This window comes from Hahella sp. NS-SX17, assembly GCF_057367735.1.
In genome coordinates this window covers 4734270-4754781 of the sequence record NZ_CM170632.1, presented here as the reverse complement: position 1 = coordinate 4754781, position 20512 = coordinate 4734270, and the positions used below count along the sequence as shown (strand labels likewise).

General features: G+C 54.5%; 18 protein-coding genes and 3 tRNA genes. 13 read left to right on the top strand and 8 right to left on the bottom strand.

Features of this window, described 5'->3' with window-relative positions; genetic code table 11:
• The first annotated feature begins 3 nt into the window (after positions 1 to 3).
• A complete protein-coding gene (locus tag AC2IBB_RS21160; RefSeq protein ID WP_486328730.1) occupies positions 4 to 996 on the top strand; it encodes a Gfo/Idh/MocA family protein in 993 nt (330 codons plus the stop codon).
• 186 nt (positions 997 to 1182) lie between these two features.
• Positions 1183 to 2739 (top strand): sensor histidine kinase, encoded by a 1557-nt coding sequence (locus AC2IBB_RS21155; RefSeq protein WP_486328729.1) that lies wholly within the window; start codon positions 1183 to 1185, stop codon positions 2737 to 2739.
• 56 nt (positions 2740 to 2795) lie between these two features.
• On the opposite strand, the gene AC2IBB_RS21150 is transcribed toward AC2IBB_RS21155, so the two are convergent.
• Entirely contained in the window at positions 2796 to 4250 is a 1455-nt protein-coding gene (locus AC2IBB_RS21150; protein ID WP_486328728.1) for a TrkH family potassium uptake protein, read from the bottom strand.
• 260 nt (positions 4251 to 4510) lie between these two features.
• Here AC2IBB_RS21150 and AC2IBB_RS21145 point away from each other — a divergent pair, with 260 nt between their 5' ends.
• From AC2IBB_RS21145 to AC2IBB_RS21120, 6 genes are all read left to right on the top strand, one after another.
• Positions 4511 to 5155, top strand: coding sequence for a hypothetical protein (locus AC2IBB_RS21145; RefSeq protein ID WP_486328727.1), 645 nt, complete (start codon positions 4511 to 4513; stop codon positions 5153 to 5155).
• 242 nt (positions 5156 to 5397) lie between these two features.
• Entirely contained in the window at positions 5398 to 5934 is a 537-nt protein-coding gene (locus AC2IBB_RS21140; protein WP_486328726.1) for a YfiR family protein, read from the top strand.
• Between the two features lie 16 nt (positions 5935 to 5950).
• The gene (locus tag AC2IBB_RS21135) at positions 5951 to 7396 is read left to right on the top strand and encodes an ATP-binding protein (RefSeq protein WP_486328725.1); all 1446 of its coding nucleotides are present in this window, start codon (positions 5951 to 5953) and stop codon (positions 7394 to 7396) included.
• A gap of 98 nt (positions 7397 to 7494) precedes the next feature.
• Positions 7495 to 7941 carry a response regulator gene (locus AC2IBB_RS21130; protein ID WP_011396428.1) on the top strand — a complete coding sequence of 149 codons (447 nt, stop codon included), beginning with the start codon at positions 7495 to 7497 and terminating at the stop codon, positions 7939 to 7941.
• Between the two features lie 11 nt (positions 7942 to 7952).
• Entirely contained in the window at positions 7953 to 9632 is a 1680-nt protein-coding gene (locus AC2IBB_RS21125) for a putative bifunctional diguanylate cyclase/phosphodiesterase (RefSeq protein ID WP_486328724.1), read from the top strand.
• Between the two features lie 136 nt (positions 9633 to 9768).
• Positions 9769 to 11838 carry a TonB-dependent receptor plug domain-containing protein gene (locus tag AC2IBB_RS21120; RefSeq protein ID WP_486328723.1) on the top strand — a complete coding sequence of 690 codons (2070 nt, stop codon included), beginning with the start codon at positions 9769 to 9771 and terminating at the stop codon, positions 11836 to 11838.
• An 11-nt stretch (positions 11839 to 11849) separates the two neighbouring features.
• Here AC2IBB_RS21120 and AC2IBB_RS21115 read toward each other — a convergent pair whose 3' ends face one another.
• Genes AC2IBB_RS21115 through AC2IBB_RS21100 form a run of 4 tightly spaced genes read right to left on the bottom strand, consistent with a single transcriptional unit; the run spans position 11850 to position 15994 of the window.
• The gene (locus AC2IBB_RS21115; protein WP_486328722.1) at positions 11850 to 12605 is read right to left on the bottom strand and encodes an SDR family oxidoreductase; all 756 of its coding nucleotides are present in this window, start codon (positions 12603 to 12605) and stop codon (positions 11850 to 11852) included.
• 56 nt (positions 12606 to 12661) lie between these two features.
• The gene (locus AC2IBB_RS21110) at positions 12662 to 13453 is read right to left on the bottom strand and encodes a citrate/2-methylcitrate synthase (RefSeq protein WP_127969911.1); all 792 of its coding nucleotides are present in this window, start codon (positions 13451 to 13453) and stop codon (positions 12662 to 12664) included.
• Positions 13450 to 14280, bottom strand: a complete 831-nt coding sequence (locus AC2IBB_RS21105; protein ID WP_486328721.1) for a citryl-CoA lyase — start codon at positions 14278 to 14280, stop codon at positions 13450 to 13452. The genes AC2IBB_RS21110 and AC2IBB_RS21105 overlap by 4 nt, the downstream gene beginning before the upstream one ends.
• Positions 14240 to 15994, bottom strand: a complete 1755-nt coding sequence (locus AC2IBB_RS21100) for a thiamine pyrophosphate-binding protein (RefSeq protein WP_486328720.1) — start codon at positions 15992 to 15994, stop codon at positions 14240 to 14242. Before AC2IBB_RS21100 ends, AC2IBB_RS21105 begins: the two co-directional genes overlap by 41 nt.
• A 423-nt stretch (positions 15995 to 16417) precedes the next feature.
• On the opposite strand from AC2IBB_RS21100, the gene AC2IBB_RS21095 reads away from it, so the two are divergent.
• The 5 genes from AC2IBB_RS21095 (at position 16418) to AC2IBB_RS21075 (ending at position 18288) form a co-directional block, all read left to right on the top strand.
• Positions 16418 to 16493, top strand: a tRNA-Gly gene (locus AC2IBB_RS21095).
• A 56-nt stretch (positions 16494 to 16549) separates the two neighbouring features.
• A tRNA-Cys gene (locus tag AC2IBB_RS21090) sits at positions 16550 to 16623 on the top strand.
• A gap of 26 nt (positions 16624 to 16649) precedes the next feature.
• Positions 16650 to 16737 (top strand) — tRNA-Leu (locus AC2IBB_RS21085).
• A 174-nt stretch (positions 16738 to 16911) separates the two neighbouring features.
• Positions 16912 to 17886 (top strand): tyrosine-type recombinase/integrase, encoded by a 975-nt coding sequence (locus tag AC2IBB_RS21080; RefSeq protein WP_486328719.1) that lies wholly within the window; start codon positions 16912 to 16914, stop codon positions 17884 to 17886.
• A gap of 30 nt (positions 17887 to 17916) precedes the next feature.
• Complete coding sequence (locus AC2IBB_RS21075; RefSeq protein ID WP_486328718.1) at positions 17917 to 18288, top strand: molecular chaperone DnaJ; 372 nt, start codon at positions 17917 to 17919, stop codon at positions 18286 to 18288.
• 34 nt (positions 18289 to 18322) lie between these two features.
• Here the strand turns inward: AC2IBB_RS21075 and AC2IBB_RS21070 are convergent, their stop codons facing one another.
• From AC2IBB_RS21070 to AC2IBB_RS21060, 3 genes are read right to left on the bottom strand one after another with little or no spacing between them, the layout of a single operon-like run.
• Entirely contained in the window at positions 18323 to 18643 is a 321-nt protein-coding gene (locus AC2IBB_RS21070; RefSeq protein WP_486328717.1) for a helix-turn-helix transcriptional regulator, read from the bottom strand.
• 5 nt (positions 18644 to 18648) lie between these two features.
• The gene (locus AC2IBB_RS21065) at positions 18649 to 19074 is read right to left on the bottom strand and encodes a single-stranded DNA-binding protein (RefSeq protein ID WP_486328716.1); all 426 of its coding nucleotides are present in this window, start codon (positions 19072 to 19074) and stop codon (positions 18649 to 18651) included.
• A 14-nt stretch (positions 19075 to 19088) separates the two neighbouring features.
• Positions 19089 to 20510, bottom strand: a complete 1422-nt coding sequence (locus AC2IBB_RS21060; RefSeq protein WP_486328715.1) for a DNA cytosine methyltransferase — start codon at positions 20508 to 20510, stop codon at positions 19089 to 19091.
• Positions 20511 to 20512 lie beyond the last annotated feature (2 nt).

The following is a 20512-nucleotide window of genomic DNA, read 5'->3' as shown; positions in this document are numbered from 1 at the left end:
GTCATGCGCACATTCAATTGGGGCGTCATTGCGCCGGGACGCATCGCACAGCGCTTCGCCGCCTGCTTCGAGAGCGTTGACGGCGCCAGAGTGCTGGCGGTCGCCAGCTCCAATCGCGAACGCGGCGAAGCTTTCGCCCAGCGCTATGGCTGCGGGCGGGTTTACGGGGACTACCGTGAACTCGCCCAAGACCCGGATATCGACGCCATCTATATCGCCAACCCTCATCGCTATCATTTAGAAACCGCGCTGCTGTGCATCGAAGCTGGTAAACCTGTTCTGTGTGAAAAGCCGCTGACAGTCACCGCGGAGCAAGCGCGTGTATTGATGGACGCCGCTTCCAGACGTCATGTATTTCTGATGGAAGCCTTGTGGACGCGCTTCATTCCCGTTTGGCGTCAGGTCAGACAATGGCTCGATGCCGGCGTGATAGGCGAAGTGACGTTGCTGGATTCCCGTTTCGGCTTCAAAGCGGAAAGGGTGGAGGGGGATCGGCTGTTCGAATTGAACCTTGCCGGCGGCTCATTGCTCGATATCGGTATTTATAACCTGTCTATGTCCCAGTTTGTCATGGGGCGCGACCCGGTGTCCTTTGTGTGCGACGGCGTGGTGGGCGAGACTGGCGTGGACGAGCGGGTTTCCGCTATTCTTAATTATGGCGGCCCGGCCAGTCAGTTCACTTGCAACCTGCTGGCTGACACTGACAATCGATTTCTGATTTATGGGACCCAAGGTCGGATCGAGGTTCCCGCTGACTTCTGGGAAGCGTCGACAGTGACGCTGACCACGAATGATGGCGTTTGTGAAACGTTTGAGGGGCCGCTGTCAGCGAACGGGTTTGAGTACCAGGTAATACATGCGATGGAGCGTATTCGTGCGGGAGCCTTGCAAAGCGATGTGATTCCCTGGCGCGACACTCTCGCAACTCAAACCCTGATGGACGCCATCCTGGCTCGTTTGGGCGTTAGCTATCCTTTCGTTTCCGGGCGTCAATAGACGCCAGCAACTAAACTTCCTGCAATGCATATCCTGTTACCGGTCAGGCGTATTCGGCTTTCTGTGATGGCTGGATTAATGGCGGCTGGAGTGATAAAAAGTCTATTTTCAACAACTTAGATGCTTTGTGAGAGCATTGTGGCAGGTCTGGAGTTGTTGGTTATATGAATGCTAAGGAATTATTGCGTGCTGAAGGATATTAACGCTCATTTCAAACCGAAGGACTTTTGGCTGGCGACCCTGATCATGCTGGGCGCCATGCTGGCGTCATTGGTGATCACTCAGGTGCTGGCGCATCCCAATGTATTGCTGGTGTTGTTTCTGGGCGTACTCGCAGCAGGCGTCAAAACCAGCGTCTGGCCAGCGCTTTGGAGCGCATTGTTGGGTTTTTTCGCCTACAACTACTTCTTTACTCATCCCCATTACACGTTGAAGGTGACTCACTCTGAAGATCTGTTAACGATCATATTCTTTCTGTTGGTGTCCACCATTAGCGGCAATCTCGCTGTTCGTCTGAAAGAGCAGGTCTTGGCGATCCGAGAGAGCAAGCGGGAAGTGGAGGAGCTGTTGTCTCTGAGCAGCAAATTGAGTCTGGCGCCGGATCGCAGATCCATCATGCAGGTGGCGCTCAAGGAGATGGCGAAGCTTGTCGGAGCCCCTGTCTTGGCGTTTGAGAAAGCGCAAGGAGAGCAGGGCGGGGCTCTGGATGCGCAGGGAGACCCTTTTTCTTTACCCGCGTCTGAGCTGGAGCTGGCCGGACGCATATGGGAGCGGTCAGGAGCGGGCGCCGCAGGCGCGCGCATTTCCCCTGAACCGGCTTCTCAATACAAGTGGTTACCGGTGCGCTCGGAAACAGGGGTACTGTGTCTGCTGGGCGTTCCGGACGCGGCGTACAAAGCCTTGGACTGGGAGAGTCACAGTCGCATCAGTAACCTGACGCAGCAGCTAAAACTGTCCCTGCTCAGGACCCAGCTGAACGAGGAGCTTGAGGAAGCGCGCTTTCAGGCGGAAACCGAACGCTTGCGGGCGGCGCTGCTTTCGTCTGTCTCCCATGACCTGAAAACGCCTTTGGCGGCCATGATTGGCTCCGCCGGTAGTCTGCTGCAATATCATGATCGCTTGTCCGATGAGGACCGCAAGGAACTCATGGAGACGACCCTGCAGGAGGCGGAGCGTCTGGACCGTTACATTCAAAATCTGCTGGATATGACCCGACTGGGATACGGCGCTTTGAAGCTGCATCGGGACTGGACCTCTCTGCATGACATTGTCGGCGCGGCGGTGAAGCGCCTGGTGAATGAACTCAAGCCGCTACAGGTCAACGTCGATTTAGCCTCAGATATTCCTTTGCTGTATGTGCATGCGGCTCTGCTGGAGCAGGCGCTGATCAATATTCTTGAGAACGCCGCCAAATTCTCGCCGGAAGGCGGTCGCATCGACATTCTGGCCAGAGTGGAAAATACCAGCCTGATCATTGATGTGCTCGATCAGGGACCGGGGATTCCGCCGGAAGAGCGGGAACAGGTGTTCAATATGTTCTATTCCGTCACCAAGGGCGACCGTAAGCCCAGCACGGGGTTAGGGCTCGCTATTTGTCACGGCATGATCGGCGCCCATGGCGGCTCGGTGGAGGCGCTGGATGGCAAGGACGGTCGTGGCGCGGATATTCGCATTGTCTTGCCGGTAGACCCACTGCCGGACTCCGACCTTGATGGCGATCCGGCGGGGAGTGAAGCGGAGTAAGGTTTTTTTATCCGCTATCCGCTATCCGCTATCCGCTATCCGCTATCCGCTTAGGGCTATCTGCGCCAAAAATGGGGCAGGAAGATGGCGAGAAGCGTGAAGTACTCCAAACGCCCCAGGATCATGCCGAAGGACAGCACCCAGGTGCCTGTGTCGCTGACCGGGGCGAAGTTGCCGCCCAGTTCCGCAAACGCCGGACCTAGCACATTAAGGCAGGCCGCCACAGCGGTGAAAGAGGACCAGAATTCCAAGCCCGTCGCCATTAGCGCCAGCGTCAGAATCAGCGTACTTCCTGCTGCAAAGCTCATAAAGGCGGCGGTTGCGCTGGTGACGTCCGCGCCGACGGAGCGCCCCTGATACTTCATCACGAATACGCCGTGAGGGTGCACGATACGTTTCAGTTCAAGCCCAATGGACTTGATCGAGATAATATTGCGGATAATTTTATTGCCGCCCGCCGTGGAGCCTGCACAGCCCCCTAAGTATCCCGCAAACACGAGCAGCATGGCGGCGGCTTCCGGCCAGTCCGTGAAGCCGGCGGCGCCGAAACCCGTACTAGTGATGAAAGAAACCAGGTGAAAGACGGAGTCACTCAAGGCGATGAGCGGGTCCTGATAGTTTTCCGCTTGTAACAGCAAGATGCACAAGAGCAATGACAAGCCCGCCACAATCAGCAGGAAGGCGCGGGTTTCCTCGTCTTTGAGGTACGCAAAGGGGTTGCGGGCCCGAAACACTTTAAAATGCAAGGCGAAGCTGATGGCGCCAAGCAACATGAACACATCGGAAACCGCCAGAATCAGGTGGCTTTGGAAGTGGCCCATGCTGGCGTCATGAGTAGAAAAGCCGCCGGTGGACACGGTAGTGAAGCTATGGGCGATAGCGTCATAGAAGCTCATTCCAGCCAGGAAGTAGGACAGGGCGCAAAGCACGGTGATAGCGATGTAAACGATCCACAGATAGTGGGCGGTATTCGCCACTCTGGGCGACAGCTTGTCGTCCTTGATCGGACCAGGCGTCTCCGCTTTCAGCAATTTCATGCCGCCCACGTTCAACATGGGCAACACCGCGACCACGAATATGACGACTCCCAGGCCGCCCAGCCATTGCAGGAACTGTCGATATAACAGGAAAGTTTTGGGAAGGCTGTCCAGTCCGCTTAATACAGTGGCGCCGGTGGTGGTAAGGGCGCTGATGGACTCAAAAACGCCGTCGGTGAAGCTGACGCCTGTGATCAGAATGATGGGGATCGCCCCCAATACGCCGCTGCAGATCCAGGTCAGACTGGCGAAAAGCAAGGAGTCGCGATAGCCGATTTTGGTGAGATCGGATTTGCGGTAGCGGGACCAGCATAAACAGGAAACCGCCAGCATCGCCACCGCTGGGGCCATAAAGGTCTGCTGTACGTTGTCGCGAAACAACGCCACGGACAGCGCGCCGAATATCAATTGCACGCCTCCCATCAATGCGACCGGGAAGGTTAGTAGGTAGAGGGTGGCTCGTCTGTTGATCACGCTGCGGCGAAAACTGTCTGAAATAGCTTGGGAACCCAGTATTAAAGTTTATCAAGGCGCGGATTGCCAGACCGTAAAAATTCCGTAAAAAAAAGCCGGTTAGGGCCTATAAAGGCAGGCCTGTGATGGTAATTGTCATGCGAGCATTAAATAATCGGTGACGTATTTCAGGCGAAAAAATCCTCCGGAAGTTGGCGCTAGGATTTGACCAGAACAGGCGGACAATGGGGCGACAAGGAAACAAGAGGGAGTTTATATCTATGAAGAAGAGTCATCGAAAATCAGGCCTGCGCATACTTGGCGCTGTGATGCTGAGTCTGTCATCGAGTGCGATTGCGCAGGAAGGAATGGGCGAACAGGACAACAATGCGATGCCGCATGTCGGCAAGGCCTTACGAGGAGAATACGGCTTTGTCGGCCAGTTTTCCTGCGTACAGACCCCTTTGCAACCGCCGCCTGCGGCGGGGTTTGATCCTGAGCCTCCTCACAGTCTGCTGGTGGAAGGGGAAGCGGTTTCTGTAGCGGGTTATGGCGTGATGACGTTTTCTCCGGCGGGGACCGTGGACCTGAGTGTCACCGGCTCCCTGATCGGCCTGGATAAAACCGCTGTCGGCGATGCTCCTGTCACAGCCCGCATCGCAGGGAGTTGTCCCGGAGGCCAGTATCAGGTGTTGGAAAATCATCGGCTGGCATTGGAGTTTTCCAGCTGCCAGGAGAGCGTCCCGGGCTTCAGCGCTAGTGGCGGTCCGTTGCGGTTTGAAGGATTGATCGCACGGGATCGCCGTTGGATCAAACTGGCCATGGTGGATGGCGGCGTTCAAACCTACGATATCAGTATTCCCGGGTATCCGGAGCTACAGAATCAACGCGCCTGCATCCAGACATTCGTGCTGGATAAAATGTAGCGCGCTCCCTCCCTGCAGAGTTCATGCGGAATCGTTATCGACACCGGGCGGTTCCGCATTCTTTTTGCGGATTTTATTTTTATTTCAATAATTTGAGCTAAACTCAGCGACAAAGGTTGAGTTTTACTGCGTATTTTCGAAATGCTGCGGCGGCGCCTGAAACCAAGCAAGAGGGAAGGGCCGCTGGAATAGATTCACCGCACAGTCAGCGCATAACAAAGAACAAATCTATCAATCGCTTTATGCTTTCGGGTTTAGGGAAACATTTTGGCAGGCTGTTTCTGATCCTGGCCGCTGTCCTTGGGACGTGGGAGCAGGCGTTCGCCCGTTCGGAATACGAGATCAAAGCCGCATACCTTTACAACTTCATCAAGTTCGTCACTTGGACAGACGCTGAGGCCACGGCTTCCGGCATTGATATCTGCGTATATGGGGAGGACCCCTTTAAAGAAATCCTCCACCCGCTCAAATCTCTTACCGCTCAGGGTAAACCCATCAATCTGTTGTATCCCGCCAAACCCGCGGACGCCGCTGTCTGCGAAGTGTTGTTCATCAGTCGGGAAGAGAAGCGTCAGTTGTCATCGATTCTTCCTCAGGTGGGACGGAATGTTTTGACCGTGAGCGATATGAAAGATTTCTCCAACTCCGGCGGCATGATCGGGTTTGTGACTGTCGGCAATGTGATCCGGTTCGAAATAAATTTATCCAGCGCCCGCGAGGCCGGTCTCGACATCAGCTCCAAGCTGCTCGAACTGGCCCTGGACGTGATCAAGAAGTAGGTAGGTGCAGCAGAACATGAAATGGTCTCAGATGCCGATAAAGCACAAGCTGATCATGATGACGTTGTTCACCAGCGTGGTCGGCATTGTGGTGGTCAGCCTGAGTTTCATCTGGTATGAAAACATTACCTACAAAGACCAGCTGAAACAGGAAATTAACGTCATTGGAAAAATCCTGGCGGACCGCAGCAACGCCGCTCTGGTATTCGGCGACACCGCGCAGTTGCAGGATAACGTCAACAGCCTGCAGCTGCGTCAGTCCATCGAACTGTCTTGTATTTATGATGTCATGGGGCAACCGCTGAGCAGTTTTTCCCGGCGGGAAGGGCTGCGCTGTCCGCTTGCCCCGGCGGTCAATGAGGGGGAGTTCACCAATAGCTATTTTCATCTGACCCAGTCCATTGAGCTGGATGGCGAGAGCATTGGTAAATTGTATATCCGCTCTTCATTGCAGGAATTGGTGGGACATTTGCAGAACTATATCGCCACCACGGCTATTGTATCCGCCCTGGTGGTGATGGCGCTGCTGCTGGTGTCCAGTATGTTGCAGCGAATCATCTCCACACCGCTGGTGCATCTGACGGAAACCGCGACCCGCATCGCCCGAGTGAAGGATTACGGTCTCAGAGCGGAGCAGGAAAGCGAGGACGAAATCGGGCAACTGGTGGTGGCGTTTAATTCCATGCTGGACACCATTGAAGAGCAGAACGCGCAGATTCTGCATAACTACGAGAACCTGGAAAAAATTGTGGCGCAAAGAACGGCGGAGCTGCGTTCAGCTAATAAAGAACTGGAGGCGTTCAGCTACTCCGTTTCCCACGATCTGCGTCAACCCTTGCGGGCTATTGATGGCTTCAGCGACGCCTTACTTGAGGATTGTTCAGATCAGCTTGACGAAGTCGCTATGGACTACCTCTCCCGTGTGCGCGCCGCCAGTCAGCGTATGGGGCGTCTGATCGACAGCATGCTTACCTTGTCCCGGGTGACCCGTTATAAGGTGGAGAGCAAAGAAGTGAATCTCAGCAATCTGGCGGCGAGCGTTGTCGAAGCCCTGCAGGCGGATCAACCCGAGCGCCAGGTGCAAGTGGTGATCCAGCCGGATTTGATGGCTTCGGGCGATGAAAATCTACTTGGGATCGCGTTATCCAATCTGATTGGCAATGCCTGGAAATATTCCTCGAAACTCTCTCTCGCGAGAATTGAATTCGGGGCCATTGACAAAGATGGCGAGCGGATATTTTATGTTAGAGACAACGGCGCAGGATTTGACATGAAGTATGTGGACAAGTTGTTCGTCGCTTTCAACCGGTTGCATTCTCCTGCGGAATTCGAAGGCAGCGGCATCGGACTGGCGACGGTATCCCGTGTAATCAGCCGCCATCGCGGGCGGATCTGGGCGGAGTCTCAGCCTGGAGAGGGCAGCGCTTTCTACTTCACTTTGAATAACGATGAGGCGGTTTGACGCAAACGGGACTGGGGCGCGCTGAATAGTCGGCGCGTAAATTTGTATAAAGTAAAATAATAGGCCTAGACTTGGTTAGTGGATTGAGAGAATCGCTGATGCAACAGTGCATGATATTACTGGTTGAGGACAACCCTGATGATGAGGCGTTGGCGTTAAGAGCATTAAAGAAAGCTAACCCGAAAACACAGGTGGTGGTGGCGCGGGATGGCCAGCAGGCCCTGGATTTTGTGTTTGGTGAAGGAGACTACCAGGGACGCAACGTCGCTGAGCAGCCTGTAGTGATTTTTCTCGACATGAAGTTACCCAAGCTGAATGGATTGGATGTGCTGAGAAATATTCGGAACGACCAAAGGACCTGCTTGTTGCCGGTTGTGATTCTGACCTCGTCGGACGAGTCCAGCGACATCAAGGAAGCCTACCGTCTGGGCGCGAACAGTTATATCAACAAGCCCGTTAACTTTACTGAGTTTTCCCGTCAGATGAACCTGATGGGAGAGTACTGGTTGGACATCAATCGGCCTCCGTTATGCAAGCTTCAGTGACCGGAGCGACTATGCGACAGGGTTTGCGCCTTCTGGTGGTGGACGACTCGGAAGACGACGCCATCCTGTTGATCAGGGAATTGCGCAAAGGCGGCATGCTGCCCAACTATACCCGCGTGGACAACGAGCAGGAGATGCGCAAAATGCTCGGCTCGCAACAGTGGGACATCATCATCACAGACCACAATATGCCAGGATTTTCCTCCGAGGAAGCGTTGGCGGTGGTGCGTGAGGCGGAGCTGGACATCCCTGTCATCATTGTATCCGGCACCATCGGTGAAGACGTTGCGGTACGGGCGATGAAAGCCGGCGCCCATGACTACATCATGAAGGACAATCTGGCGCGGCTGTTGCCGGCTATTCAGCGAGAGCTGAAAGAAGCTTCGGTTCGCGACGCCCGCAAGCGCGCCGAACGCACGTTGCACCATATGGCGTACCACGACAGCCTGACCGATCTGGTGAACCGTCGAGAATTCGAACGTCGTCTGAAAAGCGCCCTCAACAGCAGCAAGGAGCGTGGTCTGACCCACATGCTGCTGTATCTGGATCTGGACCAGTTCAAGATCATCAACGACACCTGCGGACATGTCGCTGGCGACGAGTTGCTCAAGCAGCTGGCCATATTGTTGTCCAAACATATTCGTGAAAGCGATACGCTGGCTCGGCTGGGCGGCGATGAGTTCGGAATACTTTTGGAGAGCTGTGCGGAGCGCCGCGCCATTCAACTGGCGCAAGAACTGAATAGCGAAGTGAGAAACTTCCGCTTCGTCTGGCAACAGAAGCCCTTCACCATCAGTTTGAGTATCGGCGTCGTCGCCGTCACCAGTGAGTATGGCTCCGGCGCGGAGATTCTCAGTCACGCGGATATCGCCTGTTACGCCGCCAAGGATAAAGGTCGCAATACAATTCAGGTTTATCAGAGCGACGATGTGGAAATGAAGCGTCGTCGAACTGAAATGCAGTGGATCAGCCGCATTCGTATCGCCTTGGAGGAAAACCGGTTTTTCCTTCACCGGCAGCCCATGGAACGACTGGGCCCGGACCGTGGAGCGGGCTTGCACACGGAATTTTTGCTGCGTCTGCAGGAGGGCGGTGAAGTGATACCTCCAGGCGCTTTTATCCCCGCCGCTGAGCGCTACAGCCTGATGCCCCTGATCGATCGCAGAGTTATTGAACTGGTTTTCCAGTATCTCGCCGAAAGCGGCAAAGGGATGGCGGACGACGGCGCCTATTTCATCAACCTGTCAGGCACTTCGTTAAGCGACGACAAGGTGTTCGAGGACATTCGCAAGAATCTCAGGAAATACAAAATCCGTCCGGAGCGCATCTGCTTTGAGATAACGGAAACCGCCGCCATCGCCCATTTGGCGGAAACCGTGGAGTTTATTCGTGAGATCAGGGAAGAGGGCTTCAAGTTCGCGCTGGACGACTTCGGTTGCGGCATGAGTTCCTTTTCCTACTTAAAAACTATTCCGGTGGATTATCTGAAAATTGATGGCAGCTTTGTGCGCAACATGCTGTCCGATCCGATTGACGTGGGGATCGTCGAAGCCTGCAACCGTATTGGACATGCGGCGGGACTAACGACCATCGCCGAGTTTGTGGAAAACGAGCAGATCAAGGAAAAACTGATCGAAATAGGCGTGGATTATGCGCAAGGCTTTGCTATCAGTAAGCCCAAGCCGTTGTAATTAATAAAATTTCTTCCGCCATCTTTTCGCACAGATCAAATCCTGATGCTATGCTTAGCTAAGACGTGCGCGGCTGGCTGTATCTTATGTTCGACGCGTCATCCTGTCCGCAGCAATCAAACGCGATACGACTCATATGATTACAACTAGAAAGGTTTGCGCGTTAAGTCTGGCTCTTGCCGCCTCGGCAGGGTACGCCGCTGACGATAATCTCTTTGAAGACAGCCTTTGGGCGCTATCCCCCGAAGAATTGGGACAAATCCGCGTCACCAGCATCGCCTCGGGCACCGTCACGCCTTTGGACAAAGCCGCCGCCGTCACTACGGTCATCACCGCGGAAGACATCGCGGCCATGGGGGCGACCGATATTGACGAAGTGTTGGAGACCGTGCCGGGTTTGCATGTCGGTAGGTCTTTTCAGGCTTATTTTCCGCTTTATACATTTCGAGGAATATCCGGGTCGGATTACAACCCGCAGGCGTTATTACTGATCAACGGCTCTCCGCTCACCACGCTGGCTTTTGGCAATCGTTACACCATATGGGGCGGAATGCCGGTTAAGTCCATCAGTCGCATCGAGGTGATCAGAGGCCCAGGCTCCGCCTTGTATGGCGCGGACGCTTTTGCGGGAGTCATTAATGTCATTACAAAAACCGCCAGTGAAATGGACGGGACGTTGGCGGGCGCGCGCGCAGGCAGCTTCGATACGTATTCCGCATGGCTGCTGCATGGCGAGCGCATCGGCGAACTTGAGCTTGGAGTTACCCTGGAGTACATGGATACAAGGGGCCAGAAAGAAGAAATCAAAGAGGATTTTATGGCGCTGCTGGCGCCTGACGATTCCCTGGCGCCAGGGGAGGTGAACCTCGGACGCCGCCAAGCGGAAGTACACGTTGATGTGGCGTATCAGGACGTGACAGTCAGGGTGGGTTATCAGGGACGATACGGCGTTGAAACAGGCGCTGGCGTCGCCCAGGCTCTGGACCCGGAAGGCGAGTACGCCAGTGATCGCCTGACGTTGGAATTTCTGCATACCAACCAGGACTGGTTTGAAGACTGGGAGATCTCCACACAACTGACATACTTCTTCGGCAGGCAGAAACCGACGGAAACATCCGTTATTTTCCCGTCTACTTTGGGCGGGGCTTTTCCAGACAGGGTGCTCGCGGAACCTGGCTATAAAGAAGAGCATGCGAGGATTCAGCTGTCCTCTATATTCAAAGGCTGGAAAAACCATCGTATCCGGTCAGGGGCAGGCTACTTTTGGGGAGACCTCTACGAAACGACGGAGAAGAAAAATTTCCTCAGCGGACTGGTTCCCAACCCGGGAGGGTTCGAAGACTTTTCAGACAGCGATGAAGTCTGGCTTCCTGAGAGAGATAGAACGAGTTACTTCGTATTCTTGCAGGATGAGTGGCAGTTCACCCAGAACTGGCAGCTGACGTCTGGCGTGAGATACGACCACTACTCCGACTTTGGCGAAACTATCAACCCCAGAATAGCTCTGGTCTGGGCGACCACGGATACGCTGACCACAAAACTGCTTTATGGTCGCGCTTTTCGCGCGCCATCCTTTGTAGAGCTTTACGCCACCTCCAATCCCGTCTCACTCGGCAATCCTGATCTGGACCCGGAAACCATCGACAGCTATGAGTTCGCCGTCAGTTACCAACCCACCGCTAATCTGCAATACAGCGGAAACTTGTTTTACTACAAGATCGACGACTTCATCGTTTTTGAAGACAGCAAGGCCGCTAACGCAGGTAACCGCAAGGGACGAGGTTGGGAGTTTGAGGTGAGTTACGCCGTTTCCGATAACCTGAAAATGACGGCGAATTACGCCTATCAGCGCGCCACGGACGAAGAAACAGGTAAAGATGTCGGCGATGCGCCTAACCATCAGACCTATGGGCGCATTGATTACAAAGCGACTCCTAACACGAGCGTTTCTACTCAGATCAACTGGATAGGTGAGCAAAAACGGGCGGAGGGCGACGATAGAGAGCCTGTTTCCGATTACGCCATAGTGGACTTCACGGTAAGGCGTAAGAGTCTGGAGGACCGGCTGGAGATTGCGCTTTCTGTCCGCAATGTGTTTGATCGGGAAGCATTCGCACCCAGCACATCCCGGCCAATGGTGGCGATCCCAGGAGACCTGCCCCTGGCGGGGCGCAGCCTGTACGGCGAGGTCTCCTATCGGTTTTAGGAACGAAGGGCTTATTGGGCGGTATAGCCGCCATCAATAGAAATTGTCTGTCCGTTTAAATAAGACGCGGAATCCGACAGCATCCAACATACCGCTTCCGCGACTTCCTGTTGCGTACCCAGGCGTCCCTGCGGGTGCAGAGATTGAGCGAAAGCCATGACTTCGGGATTGCTCAAAGCCTGCTCGTTGCCGGGGGTGGGAATCCAGCCGGGACATATCGCATTGATGCGAATATTGCGCGCGGCGTATTCCAGGGACGCCGCTTTGGTGAGGCCAATAATGGCGTGCTTGGAAGCGACATACGCCGCCAATCCCATGCCCGTGCCCACCAGGCCATAAATGGACGACATATTTACAATCGCCCCGGACTGATTGCTTAACAGGGCCGGGATCTGGTGTTTCATGCACAACCAGGCGCCTTTGGTATTGATGTTGAAGACTCTGTCCCATTCCTGTTCGGATAACTCCGTCAACGGTCCGACCGGTTCCGCCGCTCCTGCATTGTTAAACGCGCCGTCCAGCTTTCCGAACGTCTCAATAATTTGAGCAAGGGCGTTTTTGATATCGCTTTCCGAAGAAACGTCCGCGGGGATGCTGATGGCCTGCCCACCGGCTTCAGTGATGTTTTGCACCGTGTCTTCGGACTCTTTTGACCTGCGTGCGATAACCGCTACTTTGGCGCCGTATTCCGCCAGCTTGATCGCTGTGCTTCTACCAATGCCGGAACTAGCGCCCGTGACCATCACCACTTTTCCATCCAGCTTCATGGGGTAAACCTCTTAAATGTATAAATGAGTCTGTGTGCGTCCAATGGTGATTGGCCTCACCAACTACGCCTCTCCGGCCCTGAGTACTGAATCGATTCGCAGCGCATGGGGAAAACGCTGCCCTCGGGTTTGGCCGCGCCATCGAGATAGCAGGGGACCATGCCGGCGATAAAGCAGGGCGTCAGATAAAGCTGATATTCTTCCGGCGACATGCCGAAATCCGCGCCGATGGCGGCAGCCAGGGCGGCGACGTTGATCGTCAGGCGTTTGTTCTTTTTGAGATAGTGATAGATTTCCAACGCCAGAGTGAAGTGAGCGCCATCAGCGAAGCCCAGGTCGCGGGCCTTTTTGACCAGATGCAACACGCGCTCATCCAGGCGCGCCAAGGGGCGGCCGTAGCCGTAGATGACACGGTATTTTTTCAACGCCGCGTTGATCAGATCCGATAGTTCCTCCCCGGCGTCCAATGCTTTGCGAGTGCGCTGCAGAAAGTCGATGGCGCGGCGGTCCGGTCTTCTGCCGTAAATAGAGGCCTCGGAAATGGACAGTCCGCTCATCAAAGATAGCGACGGCGTACTGCGTACGTTGCCAGCCAGTTCCGCGACATGGTTTGGCCAGATGCTCGGGTCCGGGTAGCTGGTGCATACCCAGATGTAATTCAGCATGCGCATCTGTTCCGGGGTGTAGAATTTGCCGGTGATGGAGTAGAGATAAAGTGAAAACCAGTCGCGCTCACTTAACTCCTGATGCAGATCTTTACCGCGAAACACCACGCGTTCGCACAAAAACGCTTTGCCCATCGCGGTTTCGTGGGCGGTTTCCTGTTGGCGCAGATGTTTGTTGCTCATAGCCCAAGCTCCTCTGCATTGGGTAATTCGAAGGGGCCGGGGTCATCTGTCAGCTTTATGTGCTCTCCGTAGAACGGAAACATTTTCCAGCCCAGATCTCTCTGTTCAATGGCGTGTGCGGCGGCTCCGGGTAAACGCAGCATCAGGTACAACATGACTGCGGCGTGCTCGTTCATCGCCAGATCATGCAGCGCTGCGGCGGCCACGCCGGACAGTGACAGCGGCGCGTCTGCGACGGCTTCCAGTTCCTGGCGATGTTGCGCCAGCCAGCGCACGGTAATAGCGCAAGGAATTTCCGCCAGCGCTTCCAGCACCTGACGCACCGGCTTGGGACAGCTCTCGCCGTTGGGGTCGAAGCCGGGGGCGTGCTCCATGGGCCGCCAGATATCCTCCCGCGTATCGCTGACCGGGGAGGGGAGGCGGGCCCGCCATTGCTCCATATCGGTTCCGCATTCCCGCCAAAGCTGCATCAAAATGTAGACTTCATGTCCGCCGCCATACTGGCCTGCGCCGACGGCCAGGGACGCCATCAGCGAAGCGGCGTGCGGGCAGCCGCCAACGCCGCCGTTCATCGCCGCGCGCACGCTGGCCTCGCGGGGACCTGGGTTGGCCAGGGCGATAGCCAGTTTTTCCAACAGCTGCGACTGGTCCGCGTTGGGTTTTTCGCCCCTGAACAACAGATACAGGTACTCGAACCAGCTCGCCTTGGTTAGGATGTCGCCGTAGACATCGTAGCCGTAGCAAAGGGCGGAGTGCGCGGCGAAAGGGTTGTCGGCTTCAGGTTCTTCAGACCAGACTTTCGTCCGGTATCCGTACTTGCTGCTCATGATTGCCTCCTGTCAGAACTTTGGTGCGTTGGCGCATAGGGGGAACTTGTTCGCTGTCGACGACTACATCCAGAACGAATGGGCCGGGTTTGGAGAAAAGGCTGTCGACGCCGATGTCATCCAGCTCTTTAAGCCGGGTAATGCGTTGTGAGGGTAAGCCGGCTGCTTTGGCCATGGCGGCGAAATCCACTTGCGGCAGACGATTGGCGATGTCCTCCGCGCGGCCCAGGCGTTGGCCGTGTTTAATCATACCCAGGTGACTGTCGTTCAGAACGATGAACAGAATGTTCAAATCCAGCTCCCGCGCGACGGTGATCTCCTGACCGCTCATCAGCATGCTGCCGTCGCCGGTGAAACAAATGACAGGCGTATCCGGTTTGGCGAGCGCCATGCCGACTGCGGCTCCGATAGCCCAGCCCATGGTCGCGAATCCCATGCCTATGTGGAACAGTTTAGTTGAATCTGACAAGGGCGGATTGGTGCGCCAATAGTGCACGCCCCAAAGGAAACTATTGCCGGTGTCCATCAACACGGGCGTGTTGCGGGGGCAGGCCTGACTCAACGCCCAGTACAGCGCCTGCGGTTTGACCGGCGCTTCCACGTCGAGGCAGGCTTCCTTGTCTGCATAGATGACGTGTTGAGGAAATCCGTCAGCTCCCGGAGAATACTTCTGTTTACGGGGCGCCGCATATTTCAGGTATTTGGCGAAGGGCTCCAACAGCAAGCGCGGCGAACCCAGTATCGACAGTCTCGACATCACCGACCGGCTCAGATGATCCGGGTTGCCGGACAGATGTATCAGGCGGTTGGAGAAAATCGCGTTGGGGTCCCAGCCGCCGGTCGTGACTTCATCCAGCGCGGAGCCAATGACGATGACGCGCTCTGCATTGTCGGGATGTAAGGCGTCGCGGGCGCTTTCATGTCCCCCGAGGCCGAATACGCCTCTATATAAAGGGTGATACTCCGAAACTAAACCCTTGCCCATAGGCGTGGTGACGATCAACCAGTTGCGTGACTCCGCCAGAGCGAGCAGCGGCCCCATGGCCCCAGCGCAACCTTCTCCAATCACCAATGTGGCTTTCTGCACATAGGCGAGTTCTTTCAGCAATCGATGCACTGACTCGGCGCTGGGCACGACTTCATGATTGATAAAGGCGCGCATATTGAAAGTGCCCGCCGGATCGGGAGATTTGGCGCGCATGATGTCCAGGGGAACGCTCAAATGCACTGGGCCTGGCTGATTGCTTAGCGCATAGCCGATCGCCATCAGCAGTTTGTGCTCCAGCTGGGCGGAGTGCGACACCAGTGTGTTGAAGCGGGTGCAACTGTCGAAGATGCTGACGGTGTTGATGCCCGTACAGGAACCCTCCTGAAACGCGCCCAAGCCGAAGCGCTCAATAGAAGGCTGCGCGGTTATCACCAGCATGGGGATGCCGTCGGCGTAAGCGTTGGCCACGCCAGTCAGCAGGTTGGTGGCGCCAGGACCTGATGTGGAAATGCACACCCCCAGTTTGCCTGTCGCTCTCGCATATCCGTCCGCCATGAAGGCCGCTCCGGATTCGTGCCTCGCCAACACCGCCTTTGGTCCGCCCCGGCGCTCGCTACGGGCGAGGGCGTTATAAAGTGGTTCAATACTGCCTCCTGGCACACCGAATACGTACTTCACTCCCAATCGTTCCAGATAGTGGAGTATCAAATCACCATTCTCGATCATGCTTTGATACCTTTTCGGACATGTATAAATTTTGAGCGCGAATTCTTGGGTAAGATGGCCGGAAAAGATAGGGTCTAAATGTAAAGCATTGAAAAACAAGAAATTTATGGACTAGTCCTATCGGACGATTGTTGCTTTCGCCGTAGGCGTTGCGACGTGGAAGAGAAAATAGAATGACTTTTCGGTCTGAGTGATGGAGAGGCGCAGGTTGGTTTTTAGATTAACAAGAAGCGATGAATTACCCGTAGATACTGCGAACTGGCGCAAAAAATGGACTATCTGGACAGGAAATATCCATAAATTCACTTTTTCTTATTTTTCTTTAAATACATTGCAGGTTCGGCTTGACAGGTTCGGCTAAAAACGTAAACTAAGCGCCACTCCAGCAGAGAGACGCAAAAAGCTCCTGCTCAAGAGTAATATGCGGGAATAGCTCAGTTGGTAGAGCACAACCTTGCCAAGGTTGGGGTCGCGAGTTCGAGTCTCGTTTCCCGCTCCAAGATTTCAGAAACCCCGACAAGCTCGGGGTTTTTAGCTCTAGAAGTCTTGATTATAGGCGCGGTGGCAGAGTGGTCATGCAGCGGACTGCAACTCCGTGTACGCCGGTTCGATTCCGACCCGCGCCTCCATGTTTTCTCCGGCAAATGCCTCCCTCGCCTGGGTGGCGAAATTGGTAGACGCAAGGGACTTAAAATCCCTCGGTATTTGATACCGTGCCGGTTCGATTCCGGCCCCAGGCACCAATCCCTATTTTTACACATAATACTAAATCATCCCAAGCCCTTTAAATTCGAGGCTTTGCGGCGGTTTTTGGTGTTTTCGGAGATTTACTAAATACCCCCCTTACAACCACTTTTTGTCGTAGCACTACGCCAAAATTACGCCAGATTTACGCCAAGGGAGTACGAGGAAGTTTAATGGCAACTTTTCGAAAGCGCGGGAGCGCTTGGCGCGTTGAGGTCAATGTAAAAGGTCAACGTGATTCTGCAACTAAAGATACAAAAGCTGAGGCTCAGGAATGGGCCGCCAGACGAGAAATTGAACTGCGGTCTCAGTTCGATGGCAGGAGTCTGACTCATATTGTCAGGGATGTTTTTGAGAGATACGGGCAAGAAGTCAGCCCGTCAAAACGAGGTCAGGACAAGGAGTTGTTGCGGCTTGCCAGTTTCTGCCGCGATCAAATAGCGGATATAAAACTGGCGGATCTTAACGCATCCCATATCGCAGACTGGCGAAACCGTAGACTTAAGCAAGTATCATCCAGCTCAGTTAATAGGGAGCTTAACCTGATGTCTCACGCGTTTGAAATTGCGCGGAGAGAATGGCGCTGGCTCACTGAGTCACCGACACGAGATGTCACCCGTCCTAAAAATCCTCCACCGCGAGACCGGAAAATTTCAGATGATGAAATCGAGCGCGTTTGTCTGGCGCTGGGCTTTGTCGATGGCGTTACGCCTGAAACTAAAAGCCAGCGGGTGGCGATCGCCTTTTTATTTGCTATCGAGTCGGGAATGCGTGCAGGTGAGATCTGTGGTTTAACCTGGGATGCCGTAAATGGCAACGTTGCTTATCTGCCTAAAACCAAAAATGGCACGTCTAGAAATGTTCCTCTTTCATCGCGTGCCTGTGAGTTGCTTTCTTTTCTCCCTGTTGACGGAGAATCTGTGTTCAACATAACGACTGTTCAGTTGGATGCAATCTTCAGAAAGGGAAGGGATAGGGCGGGCGTAGAGAATCTGACTTTCCATGATACCCGCCACGAGGCAATTACTCGCCTCGCTAAAAAGCTTGATGTATTAGAGCTTGCGCGCATGGTGGGGCATAAGGATTTAAAACAGCTTCTTGTTTATTATAACGAGACCCCTCAGGCGTTGGCGGCAAAACTGGGGTAGTGCTATTCATAGGAGTTATAGGCAGGGATTATGGACGAGAAGAAGTTAAGTATGTTTCCGTGTGCTCATTGCAAAGAGTCCGGAACCTGTGCTCAAGGAAAAGATGGGGCTAGTTGTAATGTGTGTGTCAAAAGGAATGAACTGAGAGGAAAGGAGCACTTTGGACTGGCGTGTGGTATTTGTGGTGGCTTAGGTTTAGCTGAGCCTTTTACTGACCGTCTCATTAAGCGCGTTCCTTCCTTAATGGCCATTATGGTTGTTTTTGGTTTGTTGATCATTGTGTCATTGGCTGCCTTCACTAATAACCAGCATTTTTCAGAAATATTAGCTTTATCTGGCACTTTGATTGGAACGGTAATCAGCTATTTCTATTCAAACTCCAGCAAAGCTAAGGCTGGCTAATATTAAGCCCTCTGGCAAAGAGGGCTTTCTTGTTTTAATGCTTTCGTGGCCGACCTGTCTTGGCTTGGCCATCTTGGTGGCTGAGTGTCCACTCTATTACCTCTTTGGCTCGCCAACGTGGCTGGCTGCGGCTTTGTGCTGACTTCCCATTTGCTGTTGGAATCCGTATGGATTTAGGGAAGGTCGGCTGGCATATGACCCGCTGCATGGTGTGGCTTTCTGAGCACTTCAGATATTCGGCAATCGTGGAAACATCCCAAAGGGCGATCTCTGTGGAGATTCTAGGCTGAAGCTTTTCGATGATGGCCTCTGCCAGTTTGTTGATTGCGCGTAATTCGTTTGCTTGTTCCTGCATAGTTCTCACCAGGGGATGTCGTCGTCAAAGTCGTTATGTGTTTGGCCGTTGTTTGGCGTCTGCATTTGGTTCTGTTGTGGAGCTGCCATTGTCGCGGGCTTGTATCGGTTGGGCTCTTGTGGCGTCTGTTTCGGGCTCGCGAAATCGATCTTTATCACCCTACATTTGATCTTGGCTCCGGCTGTTCTGTCTGACTTGGTGAACTGCTCCAGCTCCAAATCATCAGCTGTCACGACCAGCTTTGTGCCTTTGGTCAGGTGCGGCTCCAGCGAGATCGCACGGTCGCCCCATAGCGCGCCGTCGATCCACTGGGTCCGCCTGTTGTCGCCGTGTCCAATGCTGTAGGCGAGGGCGAGCGTAGCCACTGCCTGTCCGCTTGGGGTGTATCTCAATTCGGCGTCACGCCCGAGGGCGCACAATTTAATAAACATGAATTCTCCTTCTCTTATGCTGCTTGCGAAGTTAATACTTCGCCCATGTTTGCGCTGACCAGTGCCTGGGCGACGGGCGGGCAGACCGCGTTTCCGCATCTGGCGACCTGGTTGGATTTGGTTATTGAGTCCCCTGTTTCGGTTCGGTCAAATACGTAATCCGCTGGAAATCCCTGAGCGGCGAATAGCTCGTGCGGTTCCAGCATGCGCATTCCTATATCTATGATTTCAAAATGCTCCCCCTTGATGGTGACGAGTCCAAACCGGTGTTTCGTCGTTACGGTCTGGAGTGGTTCGCGACAGTCGTGGCCGATGCCTGTCCCGTAGTACTTCAGAAGAAACGCACGAACCTCGCCGATATGGTTGCCGCCAGCGGATATGGTGTGGACAGGCTCGTCCGTTTTACTTCCGACATTGGTTCCGCGCAGTTTTACCAAGTGACTGGTGACAAGCTGGTTCTGGCATCCCTTGGTGGTGATGGTCGGGAATGGCTTGTCGATCTTCACCCCGGTAACCCCGCCAAAATGCTTGGCAAGAAATGCCGCTACCAATTCAGGCTTGCCTCCGCCTTCGATTTTCTGGCTCTCCGCCTCTGTTTGAGCGACGAACGGGGCGGCGTTATTTACCACGAAGCGTTCAATTCCCCGCGCAATGCGTTTCATGGTGTTTTCGGCCAACGGTTTCTTGCGGCCAAAAATCGATTTGCAGGGGATTGACCAGTCGATGATATCCGCTGCAGTACGGTAGGGTTGGCGTCCCGGTCCGTGTGTAGGTGCTGGCCATTCGATAGGCTGATTGTCTTTTCGCGCAACCAGAAACAAGCGCTTTCTGATTGTGGGCGCGCCATAGTCACAGGCGGAAAGCTCGCGCCAATCAACGGTATAACCTAACCCTTTGGTGATGCGGCTTGTGTTGAAGCCGTCGCCCAGCGCTTCTTTAATTTCTTCCATTGCTGGATGGTTTGCCGGTAGTCCCGTGGTAAGGGCGCGGATAAAAGCCCGGAAGGTTTCCCCTTTGCGTTCTGCGCAGGGCTTCCCGTTGTCGTCCAGAGGTCCCCAGGTTACGAACTCCTCTACGTTTTCCAGCATGATGACCCGCACTGGAACCATAGATGCCCAGCGCAACACCACCCAGGCGAGACCGCGTATATTCTTGTTCACTGGCGTTCCGCCTTTCGCTTTCGAGAAGTGTTTGCAATCCGGGCTGAACCACGCCAGGCCGACGGGGCGACCGGCGCAGGCTTCCACGGGGTTCACATCCCATACGGATTCACAGTAGTGTTTCGCCTTGGGGTGGTTGACCTTGTGCATGGCGATAGCGTCTGGGTCATGATTGATGGCAATGTCTACGCAACGGCCAAGGCCCAGCTCCATTCCTGTTGAAGCTCCGCCGCCGCCGGCGAAGTTATCAACGACTATTTCTCCTGGTAGTAACATCT

Bases quoted from the DNA above. Each gene is read 5' to 3' on its own strand.
- AC2IBB_RS21135 (WP_486328725.1), top strand. From the start codon at position 5,951: ATGAAATGGTCTCAGATGCCGATAAAGCACAAGCTGATCATGATGACG.
- AC2IBB_RS21080 (WP_486328719.1), top strand. From the start codon at position 16,912: ATGGCAACTTTTCGAAAGCGCGGGAGCGCTTGGCGCGTTGAGGTCAAT.
- AC2IBB_RS21125 (WP_486328724.1), top strand. From the start codon at position 7,953: ATGCGACAGGGTTTGCGCCTTCTGGTGGTGGACGACTCGGAAGACGAC.
- AC2IBB_RS21065 (WP_486328716.1), bottom strand. From the start codon at position 19,074: ATGTTTATTAAATTGTGCGCCCTCGGGCGTGACGCCGAATTGAGATAC.
- AC2IBB_RS21070 (WP_486328717.1), bottom strand. From the start codon at position 18,643: ATGCAGGAACAAGCAAACGAATTACGCGCAATCAACAAACTGGCAGAG.
- AC2IBB_RS21110 (WP_127969911.1), bottom strand. From the start codon at position 13,453: ATGAGCAACAAACATCTGCGCCAACAGGAAACCGCCCACGAAACCGCG.
- AC2IBB_RS21120 (WP_486328723.1), top strand. From the start codon at position 9,769: ATGATTACAACTAGAAAGGTTTGCGCGTTAAGTCTGGCTCTTGCCGCC.
- AC2IBB_RS21105 (WP_486328721.1), bottom strand. From the start codon at position 14,280: ATGAGCAGCAAGTACGGATACCGGACGAAAGTCTGGTCTGAAGAACCT.
- AC2IBB_RS21075 (WP_486328718.1), top strand. From the start codon at position 17,917: ATGGACGAGAAGAAGTTAAGTATGTTTCCGTGTGCTCATTGCAAAGAG.
- AC2IBB_RS21145 (WP_486328727.1), top strand. From the start codon at position 4,511: ATGAAGAAGAGTCATCGAAAATCAGGCCTGCGCATACTTGGCGCTGTG.
- AC2IBB_RS21140 (WP_486328726.1), top strand. From the start codon at position 5,398: ATGCTTTCGGGTTTAGGGAAACATTTTGGCAGGCTGTTTCTGATCCTG.
- AC2IBB_RS21060 (WP_486328715.1), bottom strand. From the start codon at position 20,510: ATGTTACTACCAGGAGAAATAGTCGTTGATAACTTCGCCGGCGGCGGC.
- AC2IBB_RS21130 (WP_011396428.1), top strand. From the start codon at position 7,495: ATGCAACAGTGCATGATATTACTGGTTGAGGACAACCCTGATGATGAG.
- AC2IBB_RS21100 (WP_486328720.1), bottom strand. From the start codon at position 15,994: ATGATCGAGAATGGTGATTTGATACTCCACTATCTGGAACGATTGGGA.
- AC2IBB_RS21160 (WP_486328730.1), top strand. From the start codon at position 4: ATGCGCACATTCAATTGGGGCGTCATTGCGCCGGGACGCATCGCACAG.
- AC2IBB_RS21115 (WP_486328722.1), bottom strand. From the start codon at position 12,605: ATGAAGCTGGATGGAAAAGTGGTGATGGTCACGGGCGCTAGTTCCGGC.